Below are 18,806 nucleotides of genomic sequence, written 5' to 3' on the forward strand. Positions count from 1 at the left end.
GGCGCTTTTCGCCCCCGCCGCCCCTACCCGTCCCGTCCCCGGGGGCTGCCGCCCCCAGACCCCCGCGTCGGCCCTGAACGGGCCTCGTCCTCAAACTCCCCCAGAGGGGGCACCCCCGGACGGGCTGAATGATGCCGGCCGGCACTCGCAAGCCATCCCCCCACTCCCCACGAACACGATCACCCTGCCCATCCCCCGCCCCCCTGTCCGAAGCAAAGGACACCGCATGCCCCGGCAACTCCACCTCAACGCCTTCCTCATGAACACGGGCCACCACGAGGCCTCCTGGCGGCTCCCCGAGAGCGACCCGTACGGTCACGTCTCCCTGGCCCACTACGTCAACCTGGCCCGCGTCGCCGAACGCGGCACCTTCGACTCCCTCTTCCTCGCCGACGGCCCCCAGCTGTGGAACAACCTCGCCCAGCGCCCCGCCGGTGCCCTGGAGCCGCTCACCCTGCTCACCGCGCTGGCGACGGCCACCGAGCACATCGGCCTGATCGCCACCGCATCCACCTCCTACAACTCCCCCTACAACCTGGCCCGCAAGTTCGCCTCCCTCGACATCGTCAGCGGCGGCCGGGCGGGCTGGAACATCGTCACGACCGCCGGTGCCGAGGCCGCCCGCAACTTCGGCCTGGAAGCCGAGCCCGCGCACGCCGAGCGGTACGCCCGTGCCGCCGAGTTCCTGGACGTCGCCCAGAAGCTCTGGGACAGCTGGGAGGACGACGCGATCGTCGCCGACAAGGCGGCCGGCGTGTGGGGCGACGACGCCAAGATCCATCCGCCCCGGCACAGAGGGACCTACTTCAGCGTCGAGGGAGCCCTCAACGTCCCCCGCTCACCGCAGGGTTATCCGCTGCTCGTGCAGGCGGGGTCGAGTGAGGACGGAAAGGCCTTCGCCGCCCGGTACGCGGAGGCGGTGTTCACCGCCCAGCAGACGATCGAGGACGCGCGGGCCTTCTACGCCGACGTCAAGGCGCGTACGGCTGCGGCCGGCCGGGACCCCGAGCACATCAAGGTGCTGCCCGGCATCGTCCCGCTGATCGGGTCGACGGAGGCCGAGGCGCGGGCGGCCGAGCAGGTCCTGGAGGACCACATCGTGTACACGCACGGCGTGGGCCGGCTGGAGAGCCTGCTGCAACTGGAGTCCGGGACCCTGGAGTTGGACGCAGAGCTGCCCGCCGACCTCCCGCCCGAGGACGCCATCGAGGGCGCCAAGAGCCGCTACACGCTCGTCGTCGAACTGGCCCGGCGCGAGCGGCTCACCGTACGGCAGCTCATCGGCCGGCTCGGCGGCGGGCGCGGCCACCTCACCTTCGCGGGTACGCCCGAGCAGGTCGCCGACGCCATCGAGACATGGTTCACGCAGGGTGCCGCCGACGGCTTCAACATCATGCCCCCGGTCCTGCCTTCCGGCCTCGACGCCTTCGTCGACCACGTCGTCCCGATCCTGCGCGCCCGCGGCCTGCTCCGCGGCGAGTACGGCCCGCGCCGGACCCTGCGGGAGCGCTACGGCCTCCCGCGCCCCGCCAACCAGTACGTCACCACCCCCACAGTCACAGCCCCCTCCACCCCCGCCCTCGTCTGAAAGGACCGCACAATGTCCGTCGACTCTCTCGCCATCCAGAAGGTCACCGCGAACATCGGCGCCCGTGTCTTTGGCGTCGACCTCTCCCAGCCACTGGACGAGGAGACCGTCGCCGCTCTCCGCGAGGCCCTCAACGTCCACAAGGCGCTCGTCTTCGACGACGTGAACCTCGACGACGAGACCCAGCAGGCCTTCGTCCGCCACTTCGGCGACGTCACCACCGCGCACCCAACGGTCTCCTCCGTCGCCGGGGTCCCGAACGTCCTGCCCGTCGACAGCGAGCGCGGCCGCGCCGCCAACCACTGGCACACCGACGTCACGTTCGTCCTCAACCCGCCGCAGGCCACCACCCTGCGCAGCATCACGATCCCGCCGTACGGCGGCGAGACCCTGATCGCCAGTTCGGCGGCCGCCTACCGTCAGCTGCCCGAGCCGCTGCGGGCACTGGCCGACACGCTGTGGGCGGAGCACACCAACGACTACGACTACGCCGTACCGGACGAGGAGGTCGACGACCAGCAGGCCGCCCAGCGCGCCCAGTTCACGTCGATCAAGTACCGCACGGTCCACCCGGTCGTCCGCGTCCATCCCCTGACCGGTGAACGCGGCCTGTTCATCGGCGGGTTCGCCCAGCGGATCGTGGGCCTCTCCCCGGGCGAGTCCCGCAAGCTCCTCGACCTGCTCCAGGCGTACGTCACCCGGCCGGAGAACATCCTGCGCCACCGCTGGTCCGAGAACCAGCTGGTCGTCTTCGACAACCGCATCACCCAGCACTACGCCGTCGACAACTACGACGGCCTGCCGCGCCGGCTGCACCGGGTGACCGTCGCCGGTGACGTGCCGGTCGGCATCGAGGGCAAGGAGAGCTACTCGATCGAGGGGGACGCGTCGCACTACACGCCGGTCGCCACAGCCGTCGCCGCGTAACCGTCACTTCACGCACAGTGCGGCGGGTGTCCGCATAGTGGGCAGCCTCTCCTTCTGAGCGGAGAGGCTGCCAAGACTGTGGGCGTTTTTGCCCATCTCACGCATTGGACGAGCCGCGCCCATGCACAACACTTCCACGGAGACGCCTCCGCAGGCGGACGGCGTCTCCCCCGGACTGAACCACGGCCTCAAGCAGCGCCACCTGTCGATGATCGCCCTCGGCGGTGTCATCGGCGCGGGCCTGTTCGTGGGCTCCGGCGCCGGTATCGCCGCCGCCGGCCCTTCGATCGTCATCGCCTACGTCCTCTCCGGCCTCCTCGTGATGCTCGTGATGCGGATGCTCGGCGAGATGTCGGCCGCGTACCCGTCGTCGGGCTCCTTCTCCGCGCACGCCGAACGGGCGATCGGCCCCTGGGCGGGCTTCACGGCCGGCTGGTCCTTCTGGGTCCTGCTCTGCACGGCCGTCGGCCTGGAGGGCATCGGCGCCGCGAAGATCGTCACGACCTGGCTGCCGCACACGCCCGAGTGGGCCTGGGTGGCCCTGTTCATGGTCGTCTTCTGCGGCGCGAACCTGGCCGCCGTGAAGAACTTCGGCGAGTTCGAGTTCTGGTTCGCCGCGCTGAAGGTCGGTGCGATCACGCTGTTCCTGGTGCTGGGCGGGCTGGCGATCGCCGGCGTCCTGCCGGGGACGGACGCCCCGGGCACCGCGCACCTCACCGGTGAGGGCGGCTTCTTCCCGCACGGCAGCGAGGGTCTGATCATCGGCCTGCTCGCCTCGGTCTTCGCCTACGGCGGCATGGAGACGGTCACCATCGCCGCCGCCGAGTCGGAGAACCCGGTCAGCGGCGTCGCGAGCGCGGTGCGCACGGCCATGTGGCGCATCGCCCTCTTCTACATCGGCTCGATGGCGGTCGTCGTCACCCTCGTCCCCTGGGACTCCAAGGAGATCGTCGACAAGGGCCCGTACGTCGCCACCCTCGACCACCTCGGCATCCCCGGCGCCGGCCAGGTGATGAACGTGGTGGTCCTGGTCGCCCTGCTGAGCGCCATGAACGCCAACATCTACGGCTCCTCGCGCATCGCGTACTCCCTCGTCCAGCGCGGGCAGGGGCCCGCGGCGCTGGGCCGCGTGTCGGGCGGGGTCCCGCGGATCGCCGTCCTCGCGTCCTCGGTGTTCGGCTTCGTGTGCGTGGTGCTGAGCTACTGGCGGCCGGACGACGTCTTCCCCTGGCTGCTGAACATGATCGGCGCGGTCATCCTCGTCGTCTGGATCTTCATCGCCGTCTCCCAGCTGCGCCTGCGGCGCCGGCTGGAGCGGGAGGCCCCGGAGAAGCTGGTCGTGCGGATGTGGGCGTTCCCGGTGCTGACGTGGGTCGCGCTGGCGGGTATGGCGGCGATCTTCGTGCTGATGGCTCGGGAGCCGGATACGCGGGTGCAGCTGTATTCGACCGGGGGGATGACGGTGTTCCTGGCCGCGGTCGGGTACGCGTGGCAGCGGGCCCGGGCCAAGAGCTGACAGCCCCCCTCCTGCGGCGAGAAGCCCCCGTGTGATCCACACGGGGGCTTTTTGCTGTTAGCTTGTTGTTGCAAGCTACTTGCAATAAGAGCATCTGAGGGGACCCGTCATGCCCGTCTACACACTCCCGGAACTGCCCTACGACTACTCCGCGCTCGCGCCCGTGATCAGCCCCGAGATCATCGAGCTGCACCACGACAAGCACCACGCGGCCTATGTGAAGGGCGCCAACGACACGTTGGAGCAGCTCGCTCAGGCGCGGGACAAGGAGCAGTGGGGGTCGGTCAACGGCCTGGAGAAGAACCTGGCCTTCCACCTGTCCGGGCACATCCTGCACAGCATCTACTGGCAGAACATGACCGGTGACGGCGGTGGCGAGCCACTCGCCGCCGACGGGGTGGGCGAGCTGGCGGACGCCATCACCGAGTCCTTCGGGTCCTTCGCGGGCTTCAAGGCGCAGCTGTCCAAGGCGGCCGCGACGACGCAGGGTTCGGGCTGGGGTGTGCTGGCGTACGAGCCGCTGAGCGGGCGGTTGATCGTCGAGCAGGTCTACGACCACCAGGGCAACGTCGGCCAGGGCGCCACGCCGATTCTCGTGTTCGACGCCTGGGAGCACGCCTTCTACCTCCAGTACAAGAACCAGAAGGTCGACTTCATCGAGGCGATGTGGGCCGTCGTCAACTGGCAGGACGTGGCCCGGCGTTACGAGGCCGCCAAGTCCCGTACGGACGTCCTGCTGCTGGCGCCGTGACGGCGAGCGGCCGTATCAGTCGTCCTGCTTCGTGATCGTCTTCTCACCCTTCACGACGGCAGGCGGAAAGAAGGAAGCCCCCGCGAGGACGTGACTCGCGGGGGCTTCCCGTTGCCAGGAGGACGGACGTCAGGGCTTGCGGCCGAGACCGCCGTGCTGCCCGATCGGCCGGGCATCCTCCTCGCCCGGCTCGGGGTGCCACAGCGGGACCGAGACGATGCCGGGGGCCACCAGGTCCAGGCCCTCGAAGAAGGCCGCGATCCGGTCGACCGGGCGGAGGAAGTACGGGACGGCGCCGGTCTCGTTGTAGGCGTCCTGGGCCTGTTCGTAGGCCGGGTCGGTGCCTCGGGAGCCCTCGTTGAGGGAGAGGTGGCTGCCGGAGGGCAGGCCGGCCAGGAGGCTGCGGACGAGGTCACGGGCCTGGTCGTGGTCGGCGACGTGGCCGAGGATGCCGCTGAGGATCAGGGCCGTGGGGCGGGTGAGGTCGAGGGTCCGGGACGCGGCCTCGAGGATCTTGTCCGGCTCGTAGAGGCTCAGGTCCTCGTACGCGGTCGCGCCCTGCGGGGTCGACGTCAGCAGGGCGCGGGCGTGGGCCGAGACCAGGGGGTCGTTGTCGACGTAGACGATCCTCGACTCGGGAGCGAGGCGCTGGGCGACCTCGTGGGTGTTGTCGGCGGTCGGGAACCCGGCGCCGACGTCGAGGAACTGGCGTACGCCCGCCTCCGTGACCAGGTACCGGATGCTGCGGCCCAGGAAGGCGCGGCTGCTGCGGGCGATGGTGACGATGCCGGGGAAGACGGCGGTGTAGGCGTCGCCGGCCGCCTTGTCCACCGGGTAGTTGTCGCTGCCGCCCAGCCAGTAGTTCCAGATGCGGGCCGAGTGCGGTACCGAGGTGTCGATCTCCGTCATGGGCCCATGGTGCTACGGGAGGTCCGGCTCGCAGGGCACATTGAGGGAGAGAAGTGCGGCGGATCCGTCGGTTCTCACGAGGAGTTCACTGATCGCCGCGTTGCGCAGCCGCGGGAACACTCTGCGGTACTCCCCGGCCGGGATCGACAGCAGGGTGCACAGCACCAGGCGGAAGAGGGTGTTGTGGGCGACTACGAGGACGCGTTCGCCGGGGTGGGCGGCGGCGATGCGGCGCAGGGCGGCGGCACCGCGGTCCGCGGCGGTGGCGGGGTTCTCCGCCTTCGGGAACGGGTGGGCCACCGGGTCGGTGCGGAAGGCCTCGGCGGCCACCGGGTCCTCGGCCGCGAACTCCGCGAGCGTACGGCCCTCCAGAACGCCGAAGTCGCATTCGCGCAGGCCGGGTTCGCGGTGCGGGGCGAGGCCGAGGGCCCGGCAGGCGGGGTCGGCGGTGGCCACCGCGCGGGAGAGGGGGGAGGTCCAGATCGCGTCGACCGGGTGGGCGGCGGCCCAGCGGCCGAGGGCCTCGGCCTGGGCGCGGCCCGTGTCGGTGAGGGGCACGTCGCTCACGCCGGCGTAGCGGTTCTCGGCGTGCCAGATCGTCTGTCCGTGGCGGGCCAGCAGCAGCGTCGTATCCAGGGTCATGAGGCTGAAGTATCCCCGTCCAGGCGGGCGTGCGCGTGCGCCGCGACCGGGGGCGGGAGCCAGCCTCGGGCCGTCAGGGCGTCGAGGAGGCGGGCGTACGGTTCGGCGTAGCGGGTGGTGCGATCGGGGCGGGGTTCGACGGTCGTGCCGATACGGACCATGGCTTCCGCGGTGTCCGACAGACGGGGGGCCGCGCCCGTGCCGTACGCCGCCAACGCGGCCATCCCCAGGGCCGGTTCCGTCTGCCGCGGTACGCGGGCCGGGCGGCCCAGGATGTCGGCTCGCAGCTGGTTCCAGTACGGGCTGCGGGCGGCGCCGCCCGTGAAGGTGAGGGGGCCGTCGAGCGGGGCGCCCAGGTGGTGCAGGTAGTCCAGGCACAGGCGTTCCGTGAAGGCGACGCCTTGCAGGAGCGAGGCCCACAGGTCGGCGTCGGACTCCGGTTCGCCGAGAACGAGCGCGGAGGCCTCCGGGGCGAGGAACGGGAAGCGCTCGCCGGGGGACACCAGGGGGTAGGTGATCGCGCCGGACGGCTCGTAGGCCGCCGCCAGCGCGTCCATGGCCGCCGGGTCGGCGCCCGGGAACGCCGCCGTGAGCACGCCCGCGCCCACGCTGGAGGCACCGCCGGGCAGCCAACTCCCGTCGGGCGCACGGTGGTTGTAGACGACGCCGGTCGGGTCCCGGACGGGGTTCGTGGCGGCGCCCTTGAGGACCAGCGTGGTGCCGAGCACCGAGTTCCAGGAGCCGGGGCGCAGGGCGGCGGAGGCGATCTGGGCCGCGCAGCCGTCGGTCATCCCGGCGATGACGGGGGTACCGGCGGGGATGCCGGTGGTCTCGGCGGCGGTCGGGGAGACCTCGCCGAGGGTGCTGCCGGGGCGTACGACGTCGGGGAACGCCCGATCGGGGAGCCCGAGTCGGGGCAGTGCGGTCGGCCAGGCGTCGCGCTCCAGGTCGTAGCCGGTCTTGAGGGCGTGGCTGGAGTCGGCCGGGGGGAGTTCGCCGGTGAGGAGGGAGACGATCAGGTCCGGCTGGTGGGTGATCCGGCCCGGACCGTAGGTCTCGGTCAGCCACAGCGCCTTCGGCAGCGCCCAGGTGTCCTGCACCGCGAGCCCCGCCGCCCGCGCCCGCGCCGCCTCCTCGGCAGCGCGCCGGTCGTCGTACATCAGGGCGGGGCTCATCGGCCGCCCCGCCCCGTCCGTCAGCAGCACGGTCCCGGACGTCCCGCACACCGCGAGCGCGCCGACCCGTACCCGGGAGTGTCCCAGGAGTGCGGCCCGGGACGCCGCGCACAACCCCTCCCACCACTCCCCCGGATCCTGCTCGTGCCGCACCCCGACCCGCCGCCCGGCGAGCGGGGCCGAGCCGCTGCCGAGGACGGTGCCGTCCCCGGTGACCAGCAGGACCCGGACACTCTGGGTCCCGAGGTCGATTCCGAGCCACGCCTCCCGCTCGTCCGTCATCCGGACCTCCAGAACATTCCAACCCGTGAACTTCTCACTCTGCACTGAGATTTTCCCGTGCGCGAGGGATTGACGCCCAACTTCCGCCGTTCCACCCTCTGTTAACGAGTCGACTCGCCGTGTTAACCACAGCACCCGGATGGCCGAACCCCACGTGGAGGTCACGGATGGACATGCACGTGCACGATCGCCGCCGCTTCCTCGCCCTGACCGCCGCGGCCGCCGCTACCCCGCTGCTCGCGGCCTGCGGGGCGGGATTCGGCGGTGACGACGACAAGAGCGACGGCTCGGCCGCCGACGACGTCACCGGCTCCTTCGACTGGAAGCGGGAGAAGGGCACGACCGTCAAGGCGCTGCTCAACAAGCATCCGTACACGGACGCGCTGATCGCCGACCTGAAGTCCTTCACGGAGAAGACCGGCATCAAGGTCGAGTACGACGTCTTCCCCGAGGACAACTACTTCGACAAGCTCACCGTCGACCTGTCCAGCGGGCGTGCCTCGTACGACGTCTTCATGCTGGGCGCCTACATGGTCTGGCAGTACGGTCCGCCCGGCTGGCTGGAGGACCTCGGCCCCTGGATGCGCAACTCCTCGGCGACCGGCGCCGAATGGGACCAGGCCGACTTCTTCCCGAACCTCCTCCAGGCCGACCAGTGGTCCCTGAAGGCGGGCGCGCCGCTCGGGCAGGGCGGGCAGTACGCGCTGCCGTGGGGCTGGGAGACCAACGTCGTCGCCTACAACACGGACGTCTTCAAGAAGCTCGGTCTCAAGCCCGCCGAGACCTTCGACGAGCTGCGCGACATCGCCGGGACGATCAAGCGGAAGGCGCCGGGCGCCGGCTTCGACGGCATGTACGGGATCGCCGTACGGGGGTCGCGGAGCTGGGCGACGATCCACCCCGGCTTCATGACGATGTACGCCCGCAACGGGCTCAAGGACTTCACGGTCGAGGGCGGGAAGCTCACACCCGCCATGAACAGCCCCGAGGCCGTCGCCTTCACCGAGGACTGGGCCGGCATGGTCAAGCAGGGCGGGCCGCCGTCCTGGACGTCGTACACCTGGTACCAGTGCTCCAGCGACCTCGGCGCGAAGAAGGCCGGGATGCTGTTCGACGCGGACACGGCGGCCTACTTCCAGGCGGTCGAGGGTGCGAGCCCCGCCTCCGGGAAGATCGCCTTCCACCCCGGTCCGAAGGGGCCGGACGGGTCCCTCGCGACCAACATGTGGATCTGGTCGCTCGGCATGAACGCCAAGAGCAAGAAGAAGAGCGCCAGTTGGCTGTTCCTGCAGTGGGCGACCGGCAAGGAGCACCTGCTCAAGAGCGCGATCACGCACAACCACATCGACCCGGTACGGAAATCGATCGCCGCTGACTCCGCCTACAAGAACAAGATGAGGAACCTGCCCGGCTTCATCGAGACCTTCGAGGCCGTCGTCGACCAGACGAAGATCCAGTTCACCCCGCAGGCGCAGTTCTTCGACGCGACGACCAGCTGGGCCTCCGCCCTTCAGGAGATCTACGGCGGCCAGGGCGCGGGGTCGGTGCTCGACGGGCTGGCGGGCGACCTCGCCGGCAAGGTGGGCTAGCCGATGGGATGGCGGCTCGCCCTGCGCCCGTACGTCCTGATCGTCCCCGCCCTGCTGCTGACCTGCGGGATTCTCTACCCCTTCGGACTCGGCCTCTACTACACGCTGTTCGACTTCTCGGCGAGCAAACCGCAGCCGGACATGGTGCGGTTCGAGAACTACGAGACCGTCTTCACGCAGGAGGCGTTCTGGAACTCGGCGTGGGTGACGGTGCTGTACGCGGTCGGGGCGGCCGCCGTGGAGACCGTGCTGGGCGTGGCCGTCGCCCTGCTGCTGCACCGGTCGACGATCGTCGGGCGGGTGCTGGAGAAGATCCTCATCCTGCCGCTGATGATCGCCCCGGTGATCGCGGCGATCATCTGGAAGCTGATGCTCCAGCCGTCGGTCGGGGTGATCAACTACCTGCTGAGACCCTTCGGCCTGGGCGGAGTCCAGTGGACGGACACCCCGACCGGCGCGCTGCTGTCGTCCATCGCGGTGGACGTCTGGGTCTACACCCCGTTCGTGGCGATCCTCGCCCTCGCCGGCCTGCGCTCGCTGCCCACCTCCCCCTTCGAGGCGGCGGCCGTCGACGGGGCGGGCTGGTGGTACACCTTCCGGCGGCTGACGCTGCCGATGCTGTGGCCGTACGTCCTGGTCGCGGTGATCTTCCGGTTCATGGACTCGCTGAAGGTGTTCGACATCATCTACGCCCTGACGGAGGGCGGGCCGGGCGACTCGACCGTCGTCCTGCAGATCCGGGCGTATCTGGAGGCGATCCGCTTCCAGCGGTACTCGTTCGGGATCAGCTACACGATCGTGCTGTGGGCCGTGGTGTATCTCGCCGCGATGGTGCTGGTGAAGCACCTGGGGAAGATCCAGCGGAAGGCGGCGGAGGTGGCGGCCAAGTGACCTTGCGCAAACGCCTGTTGGGGTGGCTCGCGGACGCCGCCCTCATCCTCTACTTCGTCTTCGCGCTGTTCCCGATCGCCTGGATGGTGATCCTCTCCCTGAAGCCGACGAACGAGCTCTTCTCGACGTACTTCTCCTTCTCCCCCACCCTCGACGGCTACCGCACGGTCCTCGGCGACAGCGAGGGCATCCCGTTCGTCCGCTTCTTCGTCAACAGCCTGGTCGTGTCGCTGGGCGCGGTGGCCCTGTCGCTCCTCGTCGGCCTTCCCGCGGCGTACGCCTCGGCGCGCTGGCGGTTCAAGGGCTCGGAGAACCTGATGTTCACGCTGCTGTCGTTCCGGTTCGCACCCGAACTGACCGTGATCATCCCGCTGTTCGTGCTGTACCAGAAGCTCGGCCTGTTCGACACGTACGTCGGCATGGTCTGGGTCCTCCAGCTGGTCACCCTCCCCCTGATCGTGTGGATCATGCGCTCGTACTTCGCCGACCTCACGCCCGAGCTGGAGCAGGCGGCGCTGCTGGACGGCTACAGCCGCAAGCAGGCGTTCTTCAAGGTGGCGATCCCACTGGTCAAGCCCGGCATCGCGGCCGTGTCACTGCTGGCCTTCATCTTCGCCTGGAACAACTTCGTCTTCCCCCTCATCCTCACCTCCAACGAGGCCCAGACCGTGACCGTCGGCGCCCTGTCCTTCCTGGGCGGCGACCGGCCCAAGTACAACCTCACGGCCGCCGCCGCGCTCGTCTCCGTCGTACCGCCGCTGCTGCTCGCGCTGACGATCCAGCGGTATCTGGTGCGAGGGCTGTCGTTCGGGGCGGTGAAGTCATGAGCCCGGCCATCGCGCTGCGCGAGATCCGGAAGACGTACGGGAAGACCACGGCCCTGGACGGGCTCGACCTGGAGGTCGGGGAAGGCGAGTTCTTCTGCCTGCTCGGCCCGTCGGGAGCCGGGAAGACGACGACCCTCAAGACCGTCGCCGGCCTCGAACTGCCCGACCACGGCACCGTCGAACTCGACGGCAAGGACATGCGGGGCGTCGAACCGTACGACCGTGGCGTCGCGATGTGCTTCGAGAGCTACGCCCTGTACCCGCACAAGTCCGCCTACGACAACCTGGCCTCGCCGCTCCGCTCCCCGCGCCACCGCCTCCCCGCCGCGCAGGCCCGGGAGCGGATCGGCGAGATCGCCGAACTCCTCGGCATCTCCGCCCTGTTGGACCGACCGGTCGGCCAGTTGTCCAACGGCCAGCGGCAGCGCGTCGCCCTCGGCCGGGTCCTGGTCCGCCCCGCCCGCGCCTTCCTCCTCGACGAGCCCCTCTCCCACCTGGACGCCAAGCTGCGCCAGCAGATGCGAGCCGAGCTGAAGGCGATCGGGGCGGTGCGGCGCACGACGACCCTCTACGTCACCCATGACTCCGTCGAGGCGCTGGCGCTCGGCGACCGGATCGGGGTGATCCGGGACGGGCGGATCGTGCAGACGGGGACGCGGGAGGAGATCTGGTACCGGCCCTGCGACACGGAGGTCGCGCGGGCCTTCGGAAAGCCGCGGATCAATCTGCTGCCGGGGACGGTGACGCAGGACGGCGGCTTCCGGTCGGCGGACGGGGAGATCGAGCTGCCGGTCGGTGCGCAGGCGGCTCCCGGCACCGACGTGCTGATCGGGCTGCGCCCCCGCGACATCGCCCTGCGCGGCCCCGGTCACCGGCTCACCGGCACCGTCTATGTCACCGAGGTGCTCGGACGGTCGGTGGAGGTCACCGTCCGGCTGGGCGGGCAACAGGTGTCGCTGGTCGCCCCGCGCTCCGACACGACCGGGCTGCGGCCCGACGATCCGGTCCGGCTGTCGGTCCGGCCTGAGAACCTGCTGCTGTTCGAGGCCGACCGGCCGCAGCGTCCAGGACGACGGATCGAGAAACGATGAGCAGCAACAGCGCACAGCAGGGTCCTGCCGCCCGCCAGGCCGCCATGGCCGAGCGGGTGCTGGCCGAGGGTTCGGCGACGGCCGCCGAGCTGGCCGAGCGCTTCGGGGTGAGCCTGATGACCATCCACCGGGACCTCGACGAGCTCGAACGACAAGGCATCGTGAGGAAGTTCAGAGGCGGAGTGACGGCCCAGCCCTCCGGTGTCTTCGAGTCGAACGTGCAGTACCGCCTGAAGACCATGCGCGCCGAGAAGGCCGCCGTCGCCGACCGCGCCCTGAAGCTGATCGAGCCCGGCATGGCGATCATGCTGGACGACTCCACGTCCACCCTGGAGATAGCCCGCAGGCTGCGCCTCGGGGAGGTCACCCCGCTCACGGTCGTCACCAATTTCCTGGAGGCGATCAACCTCCTCTCCGACCAGCGCGGCATCCACCTCATGGCGCTCGGCGGCGACTACGACCCGCTGCACTCCTCCTTCCTCGGCGTGTCCTGCGTCGAGGCGATAGAACAGCTGCGCGTGGACGTCTGCTTCGCGTCGACGTCGGCCGTGCGCGGCGGCTACGCCTACCACCAGGAGCAGCACATCGTGTCGGTGAAGCGGGCCATGCTCGACGCGGCCGCCCGCAACGTCCTGCTGATAGACCACACCAAGCTCGCCAGGGTCGCCCTGCACCGGGTGGTCCCCCTCTCCCGCTTCGACCTGCTCCTCGTGGACGACGGGGCGTCGGCGGAGGCGCTGCGGGACCTGGACGAGCACAAGGTCACCTACGAAGTCTGCGCGAAGCCGCCGACCGTGACGAAGGGCAGCGATGACCGAGCTGGAGCTACGTGACCTGCGCAAGACCTATGCGGCCCGGGGCCGCCCGGCCGTGGACGCCGTACGCGGCATCGACCTGGCCCTGCGCTCCGGCGAGCTGCTCGGCCTCCTCGGCCCGTCGGGCTGCGGCAAGTCCACCACCCTCCGCATGATCGCCGGGCTGGAGACGGTGACCGGCGGGGACATCCTGGTCGGCGGGGCGTCGGTGACCGCCCGCCCGGCGCAGCAGCGCAACATCGGGGTCGCCTTCGAGAACTACGCCCTCTACCCGCCCCTGACGGTGGCGGAGAACCTGGCCTTCGGCCTGAAGGCACGGCGCCGGGCCGACCGGGGCGACGTCGACCGCAAGGTCAAGGACATCGCCGAGCGCGTGGACCTCACCGCCATCCTCGACGCCCGCCCCGCCGGCCTCTCCAGCGGCCAGAAGCAACGGGTCTCCCTGGCCCGCGCCCTGATCCGCGAACCGGACGTCCTCCTCCTCGACGAGCCCCTCTCCCACCTGGACGCGGCCCAGCGCGACACGACCCGCCGCGAACTCAAGCGCATCCAGCGCGACCTGGGCCACACCACCATCCTGGTCACCCACGACCAGGAGGAGGCCCTCTCCCTCGCCGACCGGATCGCCGTGATGAAGGACGGCGTCATCCAGCAGCTCGGCACCCCGTACGAGATCTACGACAGCCCGGCCAACGTCTTCGTCGCGGACTTCGTCGGCGAGCCCGCGATCAACCTCCTGCCCGGCATCGCGGACGGCGACGGTCACGCCCGCCTGTCCGACACGCTGCGGATCGCCGTGCCGGTGCCGGTGGCGGCAGGCCGGGAGGTGGTGGTCGGGATCCGCCCCGAGGACCTGAGCCTGACCGGCGCCGACGGCCTGCCCGCCCGCGTCGTCGCCCACGAACCCCTCCTGGAGTCGGGCATCGCGACCCTCGCCCTCGACGGCATCGAGCGCCCCCTCGTCGTCCTCACCGACCCCGAGGTACGCCTCGCCCACGACGACCGCGTCCAGGTGACCGCCGACCCTGACCTCACCCATGTCTTCGACGCCGAGACGGGAGACTCCCTCAGATGACCAACGGGAACAGCGTGCGTGTGGTGGCCGCCGGCGACCACTTCATCCTGCCGTCGCTCATCAGAGAGGCGCTCGCTCACGAACCGGCCTGCGACGTGGCCGAACTGACCCTCGGCTGGCCCCTCGACCCCTTCGGCCCGGTGGCCGAGGTGACGGAGGCGAGCGACGCCGAGGACGAGCTGATCGAGGCGCTCGCGGGAGCCCAGGTGCTGGTCACCCAGATGGGCCCGGTGACGGAACGCGTCCTCGAGGCCTGCCCGGACCTGCGCCTGGTCGTCGTCTGCCGCGGCGGCCCGGTCAACGTCAACCTGGACGCGGCCAAGCGACACGACGTCCGCGTCTGCTACGCCCCCGGCCGCAACGCCGCCGCCACCGCCGAGTTCACCGTCGGCCTGATGCTGGCGGCCCTGCGCCGCATCCCCCAGGCCCACGACCTGCTGGCCCGGCAGGGGAGCTGGGAGGGGGCGACCTACTACACGTACGAGCACAGCGGCCTGGAGCTGGAGGACCTGCCGGTCGGGCTGGTCGGCTACGGGGCGGTGGGCAGCAGGGTGGCGCGCGTGCTGTGCGCGTTCGGGGCGCGGGTGATGGTCTACGACCCGTACGTCCACCATCACGAGATCCACGGCCTGCGGATCGGCTCCCTCGACGAACTCCTGCGCCGCTCCCTGGTGATCACCCTGCATGCCCGCCTCACCGCCGAGACCCGAGGCCTGATCGGCGCCCGGGAACTCGCCCTGCTGCCGCAGGGCTCGGTGGTCGTGAACGCGGCACGGGGGCCGTTGCTGGACGAGGAGGCGCTGTGCGCGGCCCTGGAGAACGGCCACGTGTCGGCGGCGGCCCTGGACACCTACGTACAGGAACCGCTCCCCCCGGACTCACGCCTGCACGCCCTGGCCGACCGAGTCGTCCTGACCCCACACCTGGGGGGAGCGTCCCGCGCGGTCGCGGAGAAGGCGGCGGCGATCGCGGCGGCGGAGGTGGGTCGCTGGGTACGGGGCGAGCCCCTCGCGCACTGCCTCACCTGAGGGCCTGTCGGGCCGGGTGAGAGCCCCATCAACGCCGGTGGGACCCCGACCAACCCCGGTGCGTGCCCACCAACCTGACTGGGCGGACGACACCGGCCGCGAGGGAGCCGTAGGGGCGCGCCGGTGTCGAGAGACCGAACGCGCGGAGGCGCGCAGCGCCGAGCACGATCGGGCTCTCGACACCGGCACTCAGCGCCCCGGAGGCGACCGAGCCAAACATTCGGCACGCCGGCTGCAAAAGGCACGGCACAGCCGACCGAGCAAAGAGGTGGGTGGGAATGTACGTCGGTATCGATGTAGGCACGTCCACGGTGAAGGCCGCCGCGTTCGACCCCGAGGGCCGTGAACTGGCCGTCGCCGCCCGCCCCGTGGCCCTCGCCCTGCACGGCGGCGTCGTCGAGCAGGACATGGACGAGCTGTACGGCGCGGTCGTGGCCGTATGCCGCGAGGTCACGGAGCGCGCCCCGGAGCCGGTCGAGCTGGCCGGGCTGACGGGCCAGGGCGACGGCGTCTGGCTGGTCGACGCGGACGGACGCCCGGTGCGCCCCGCCGCCTCCTGGATGGACGGCCGCGCGCACGAACTCGTCGACCGCTGGCTGGCGGACGGCACCTTCGAGACGGTCTTCCGGCGCACCGGCAGCGCGATGTTCCCGGGCTGCCCGGGACCGCTGCTGGCGTGGCTGGACAGTCATGAGCCGAAGGCGCTGGATGCCGCCAGGGCCGCGCTGTACTGCAAGGACATGGTGTTCCAGCGGCTGACGGGAGCAGGTCCGACGACGGACGTCTCGGACGCGTCGATGCCGTTCCTGGACCCCCGTACCCGGACATACGACAACCGGGTCGTGGAACTGCTCGGCCTGACCCACCGCCGAGGCCTCCTCGCCCCGGTCAGCGACCCGATCGCGACGGCGCGGACCCATGCCGCGGGCGAGGGCCTCCCGCCCGGCACCCGCATCGCGAACGGCCCGTACGACCTGCCGGCCTGCGCACTGGGCGCGGGAGTCACGCAACCCGGCGACGGTCTGCTCATCGTCGGCACCTGTCTGGCCAGCCTCGTCGCGACGACCGACCTCGACCTGACCGGCGAACCGGCCGGGCTGTACATCAACACCGACCGCCCCGGCCACTGGTTGCGCGCGATGCCCGCGATGGTCGGTACGGCGGCGCTGGACTGGGTGCTGTCGACGACGGGAGTCCGGCACGAGGAGGTCGACGGCCTGCTGGCCGAGACACCCCCCGGGGCGCACGGCGTACGCGTACTCCCGTACTTCGCGCCCTCCGGCGAACGCGCCCCCTTCGTCGAGCCCCGCCTGCGCGCCGAACTGACCGGTGTCTCCTTGGAGTCCACCCCCGCCGACCTGATCCGGGCGACCTGCGAGGGCATCGGTTACGCGGCCCGGCACTGTCTGGAGGCGGCGGGGCTGGCCGGGACGCTGGCGGTGTGCGGCGGCGGTACCCGCAGCCCGGCCTGGATGCGGCTGCTCGCCGACGTGCTCGGGCGGCCGCTCAGGGTCGTCGAGGGCGAGGTGGGCGCGCGGGGCGCGGTGCTGGCGGCGGCCGAGCGGTACGGGGTGGCGCTGGACGTGGCGGCGTGGACGCGGCCGACGGCGGTCGTCGAGCCGGACGGGGGGCGGGCGGCGTACTACACGAAGGGCTACGAGGAACACCTGACCCGGCTGGCGGAGGCAAGGAACCGGGCGCGCACCTGAACTCCTTCCCCGTACAACTCCCCTACTGTGAAAGGGAACCGCATGCCAGTGAGACGTCGATCGCTCCTGCTCGCGGCCGGAGTCGGCACGGCGGCCGCCGCCGTGCCCGCTCCGGCGGCGGCCACGTCCCGGCCGACCGGCCCGGTCGTCATCGGCCACCGCGGAGCCGCAGGCTGGCGCCCCGAACACACGGCGGCCTCCTACACATACGCCGTGCAGACCGGCGCCGACTGGATAGAACCGGACCTCGTCCCGACCAAGGACCACGTCCTGGTGGTCCGGCACGAGAACGAGATCTCGCAGACGACGGACGTGGCGTCGCACCCGGAGTTCGCGGACCGCCGTACGACGAAGACGGTGGACGGGCGGTCGGTGACCGGCTGGTTCACGGAGGACTTCACGCTGGCGGAGCTGAAGTCGCTGCGGGCGGTGGAGCGGCTGCCGCTGGTCCGCAACCGCAACACCGTGTTCGACGGCCGTGAGGAGGTGCTCACCTTCCAGGAGGTGGTCGACCTGGCGCGCAGGCTGTCCAGGACCTACGGCCGTACGGTCGCCGTCTTCCCGGAGACCAAGCACCCGACGTACTTCCGCGGGCTGGGCCTGCCCCTGGAGCCGAGGCTGGCGGAGGTGATCCGGCAAAGCCGCCTGGGCCGGCGCGAATGTGTCGTGCAGTCCTTCGAGCCGACGAGCCTGAAGCGGATCGCGGCCGAGCGGCTGGGGGTGCCGCTGTGGCAGGCGCTGGGGACGACGGGTGGGCCGTACGACCTGGTCTCGGCCGGTGATCCGACGACGTACCGGGACATGATGACGCCGGCGGGGCTGGCGCGGATCGCCGAGTACGCGGACTGGATCGGGCCGGACAAGTCGTCGCTTGTGGGCACGCCGGTCCTCACGGACGCCCATGCGGCGGGGCTGCGGGTGGGGCCGTACACCTTCCGCGCGGAGAACCAGTTCCTGCCGGCCGGCTTCCGGCGCGGTACCGGAGCGAACGATTTCGGGGACGCGTTCGCGGAGTACGCGCTGTACTACGGGATGGGGGTCGACGCGGTGGTGACCGACTTCCCGGACCTGGCGGTGATGGCGAGGAGGGGCTGATGAGGACGTTCAGACTGGACTGCCCGACCTGCGGCACCATGCAGGACTTCCGGCCTGTCAACGACGAGGAGAAGGCGGCGATCCGCGAGGAGAGGGGGGACCCCCGCCATTACGTGGACTGGTACTGGCGCTGCACCGCCAAGGGCTGTCTGTCGTACTACCGTCACCTCAAGAAGAGCGACGGTGGCCTCCTCCCCGAGAAGTTCCGCGAGGAGGAGGCCACCGCCGGCCAGTGACCTCTACAGGTTGCTGAAGTCCGGCCCCTTGGTACGAGTGCGCTTGATCTCGTAGAACCCCGGTACGGAGGCCACGGCGAGGGTGCCGTCCCACAGCCTCGCGGCCTCCTCGCCCTTGGGGGCGGGGGTGACGACCGGGCCGAAGAACGCGAGCTGCTCGCCGTCGGCGCCGGGAACGGCGATGACGGGCGTGCCGACCTCCTGGCCGACCTTCTCGATGCCCTCCTTGTGGGAGGCGCGCAACTGCGGCTCGTAGGGGGTGCCGTCCCAGTGCTCCATGAGGGAGTCCGGCAGACCGACGTCCGTCAGGGCGGCGGCGACGGTCTCCTTGCCCGGGCCCTCCTCCTTGTTGTGGATGCGGGTGCCGAGCGCGGTGTAGAGGTCGCCGAGCACCTCGGCGCCGTGCTCCTCCTGTGCCGCGATGACGACCCGGACGGGACCCCACGCCTTGGTCTCCAGCAGTTCGCGGTACTGCTCGGGCAGTTCGTCGAGCTTGTCCTCGTTGAGTACGGCCAGGCTCATGAGATGCCAGCGGACCTCTATGTCGCGGACCTTCTCCACCTCCAGCACCCAGCGGGAGGTCATCCAGGCCCAGGGGCACAGGGGGTCGAACCAGAAGTCGACGGGGGTCTTGTCCGACATGTCTCTCCTCAAGGGGAA

Annotated in this window: 18 protein-coding genes; 14 read left to right on the forward strand and 4 right to left on the reverse strand. The window is 70.8% G+C overall.

Translation table 11 applies throughout. The features are described from left to right. Positions 1-226: 226 nt before the first annotated feature. The 4 genes from ACTMVF_RS19275 (at position 227) to ACTMVF_RS19290 (ending at position 4,782) form a co-directional block, all read left to right on the forward strand. Entirely contained in the window at positions 227-1,588 is a 1,362-nt protein-coding gene (locus ACTMVF_RS19275) for an LLM class flavin-dependent oxidoreductase (protein ID WP_441272286.1), read from the forward strand. A gap of 12 nt (positions 1,589-1,600) precedes the next feature. After that, a complete protein-coding gene (locus ACTMVF_RS19280; RefSeq protein ID WP_441272287.1) occupies positions 1,601-2,515 on the forward strand; it encodes a TauD/TfdA dioxygenase family protein in 915 nt (304 codons plus the stop codon). A 121-nt stretch (positions 2,516-2,636) separates the two neighbouring features. After that, positions 2,637-4,031 (forward strand): amino acid permease, encoded by a 1,395-nt coding sequence (locus ACTMVF_RS19285; RefSeq protein ID WP_441272288.1) that lies wholly within the window; start codon positions 2,637-2,639, stop codon positions 4,029-4,031. Positions 4,032-4,140: 109 nt separating this feature from the next. Next, a complete protein-coding gene (locus tag ACTMVF_RS19290; protein WP_441272289.1) occupies positions 4,141-4,782 on the forward strand; it encodes a superoxide dismutase in 642 nt (213 codons plus the stop codon). A gap of 129 nt (positions 4,783-4,911) precedes the next feature. Here the strand turns inward: ACTMVF_RS19290 and ACTMVF_RS19295 are convergent, their stop codons facing one another. The 3 genes from ACTMVF_RS19295 to ACTMVF_RS19305 are packed head-to-tail and all read right to left on the reverse strand — an operon-like array spanning position 4,912 to position 7,790. After that, positions 4,912-5,691: an SAM-dependent methyltransferase gene (locus ACTMVF_RS19295; RefSeq protein WP_441272290.1), complete on the reverse strand. Its 780-nt coding sequence runs from the start codon at positions 5,689-5,691 to the stop codon at positions 4,912-4,914. 12 nt (positions 5,692-5,703) lie between these two features. After that, complete coding sequence (locus tag ACTMVF_RS19300; protein WP_441272291.1) at positions 5,704-6,333, reverse strand: histidine phosphatase family protein; 630 nt, start codon at positions 6,331-6,333, stop codon at positions 5,704-5,706. Next, positions 6,330-7,790 carry an FGGY-family carbohydrate kinase gene (locus ACTMVF_RS19305; RefSeq protein ID WP_441272292.1) on the reverse strand — a complete coding sequence of 487 codons (1,461 nt, stop codon included), beginning with the start codon at positions 7,788-7,790 and terminating at the stop codon, positions 6,330-6,332. The genes ACTMVF_RS19300 and ACTMVF_RS19305 overlap by 4 nt, the downstream gene beginning before the upstream one ends. A gap of 167 nt (positions 7,791-7,957) precedes the next feature. Between ACTMVF_RS19305 and ACTMVF_RS19310 the strand changes: the two genes are divergently transcribed. The 10 genes from ACTMVF_RS19310 (at position 7,958) to ACTMVF_RS19355 (ending at position 18,146) form a co-directional block, all read left to right on the forward strand. Continuing rightward, positions 7,958-9,379, forward strand: coding sequence for an ABC transporter substrate-binding protein (locus ACTMVF_RS19310; protein WP_441272293.1), 1,422 nt, complete (start codon positions 7,958-7,960; stop codon positions 9,377-9,379). A gap of 3 nt (positions 9,380-9,382) precedes the next feature. Beyond that, a complete protein-coding gene (locus ACTMVF_RS19315; RefSeq protein WP_441272294.1) occupies positions 9,383-10,270 on the forward strand; it encodes a carbohydrate ABC transporter permease in 888 nt (295 codons plus the stop codon). Then, complete coding sequence (locus ACTMVF_RS19320) at positions 10,267-11,097, forward strand: carbohydrate ABC transporter permease (protein WP_441272295.1); 831 nt, start codon at positions 10,267-10,269, stop codon at positions 11,095-11,097. Before ACTMVF_RS19315 ends, ACTMVF_RS19320 begins: the two co-directional genes overlap by 4 nt. Then, the gene (locus ACTMVF_RS19325) at positions 11,094-12,188 is read left to right on the forward strand and encodes an ABC transporter ATP-binding protein (protein WP_441272296.1); all 1,095 of its coding nucleotides are present in this window, start codon (positions 11,094-11,096) and stop codon (positions 12,186-12,188) included. The genes ACTMVF_RS19320 and ACTMVF_RS19325 overlap by 4 nt, the downstream gene beginning before the upstream one ends. Next, the gene (locus tag ACTMVF_RS19330) at positions 12,185-13,021 is read left to right on the forward strand and encodes a DeoR/GlpR family DNA-binding transcription regulator (RefSeq protein ID WP_441272297.1); all 837 of its coding nucleotides are present in this window, start codon (positions 12,185-12,187) and stop codon (positions 13,019-13,021) included. Before ACTMVF_RS19325 ends, ACTMVF_RS19330 begins: the two co-directional genes overlap by 4 nt. Then, on the forward strand, positions 12,999-14,078 hold the full coding sequence (locus ACTMVF_RS19335) for an ABC transporter ATP-binding protein (protein ID WP_441272298.1): 1,080 nt from the start codon (positions 12,999-13,001) through the stop codon (positions 14,076-14,078). Before ACTMVF_RS19330 ends, ACTMVF_RS19335 begins: the two co-directional genes overlap by 23 nt. Next, the gene (locus tag ACTMVF_RS19340; RefSeq protein WP_441272299.1) at positions 14,075-15,106 is read left to right on the forward strand and encodes a 2-hydroxyacid dehydrogenase; all 1,032 of its coding nucleotides are present in this window, start codon (positions 14,075-14,077) and stop codon (positions 15,104-15,106) included. The genes ACTMVF_RS19335 and ACTMVF_RS19340 overlap by 4 nt, the downstream gene beginning before the upstream one ends. A gap of 278 nt (positions 15,107-15,384) precedes the next feature. Continuing rightward, a complete protein-coding gene (locus ACTMVF_RS19345; protein ID WP_441272300.1) occupies positions 15,385-16,815 on the forward strand; it encodes an FGGY family carbohydrate kinase in 1,431 nt (476 codons plus the stop codon). A gap of 42 nt (positions 16,816-16,857) precedes the next feature. Beyond that, positions 16,858-17,910, forward strand: a complete 1,053-nt coding sequence (locus ACTMVF_RS19350) for a glycerophosphodiester phosphodiesterase family protein (protein WP_441272301.1) — start codon at positions 16,858-16,860, stop codon at positions 17,908-17,910. After that, a complete protein-coding gene (locus tag ACTMVF_RS19355) occupies positions 17,910-18,146 on the forward strand; it encodes a hypothetical protein (RefSeq protein WP_441272302.1) in 237 nt (78 codons plus the stop codon). Before ACTMVF_RS19350 ends, ACTMVF_RS19355 begins: the two co-directional genes overlap by 1 nt. Before the next feature lie 3 nt (positions 18,147-18,149). On the opposite strand, the gene ACTMVF_RS19360 is transcribed toward ACTMVF_RS19355, so the two are convergent. Next, positions 18,150-18,788, reverse strand: a complete 639-nt coding sequence (locus tag ACTMVF_RS19360; RefSeq protein WP_441272303.1) for a mycothiol-dependent nitroreductase Rv2466c family protein — start codon at positions 18,786-18,788, stop codon at positions 18,150-18,152. Positions 18,789-18,806 lie beyond the last annotated feature (18 nt).

This window comes from Streptomyces sp. SD31, from assembly GCF_052068475.1.
Classification (GTDB): Bacteria; Actinomycetota; Actinomycetes; order Streptomycetales; family Streptomycetaceae; genus Streptomyces.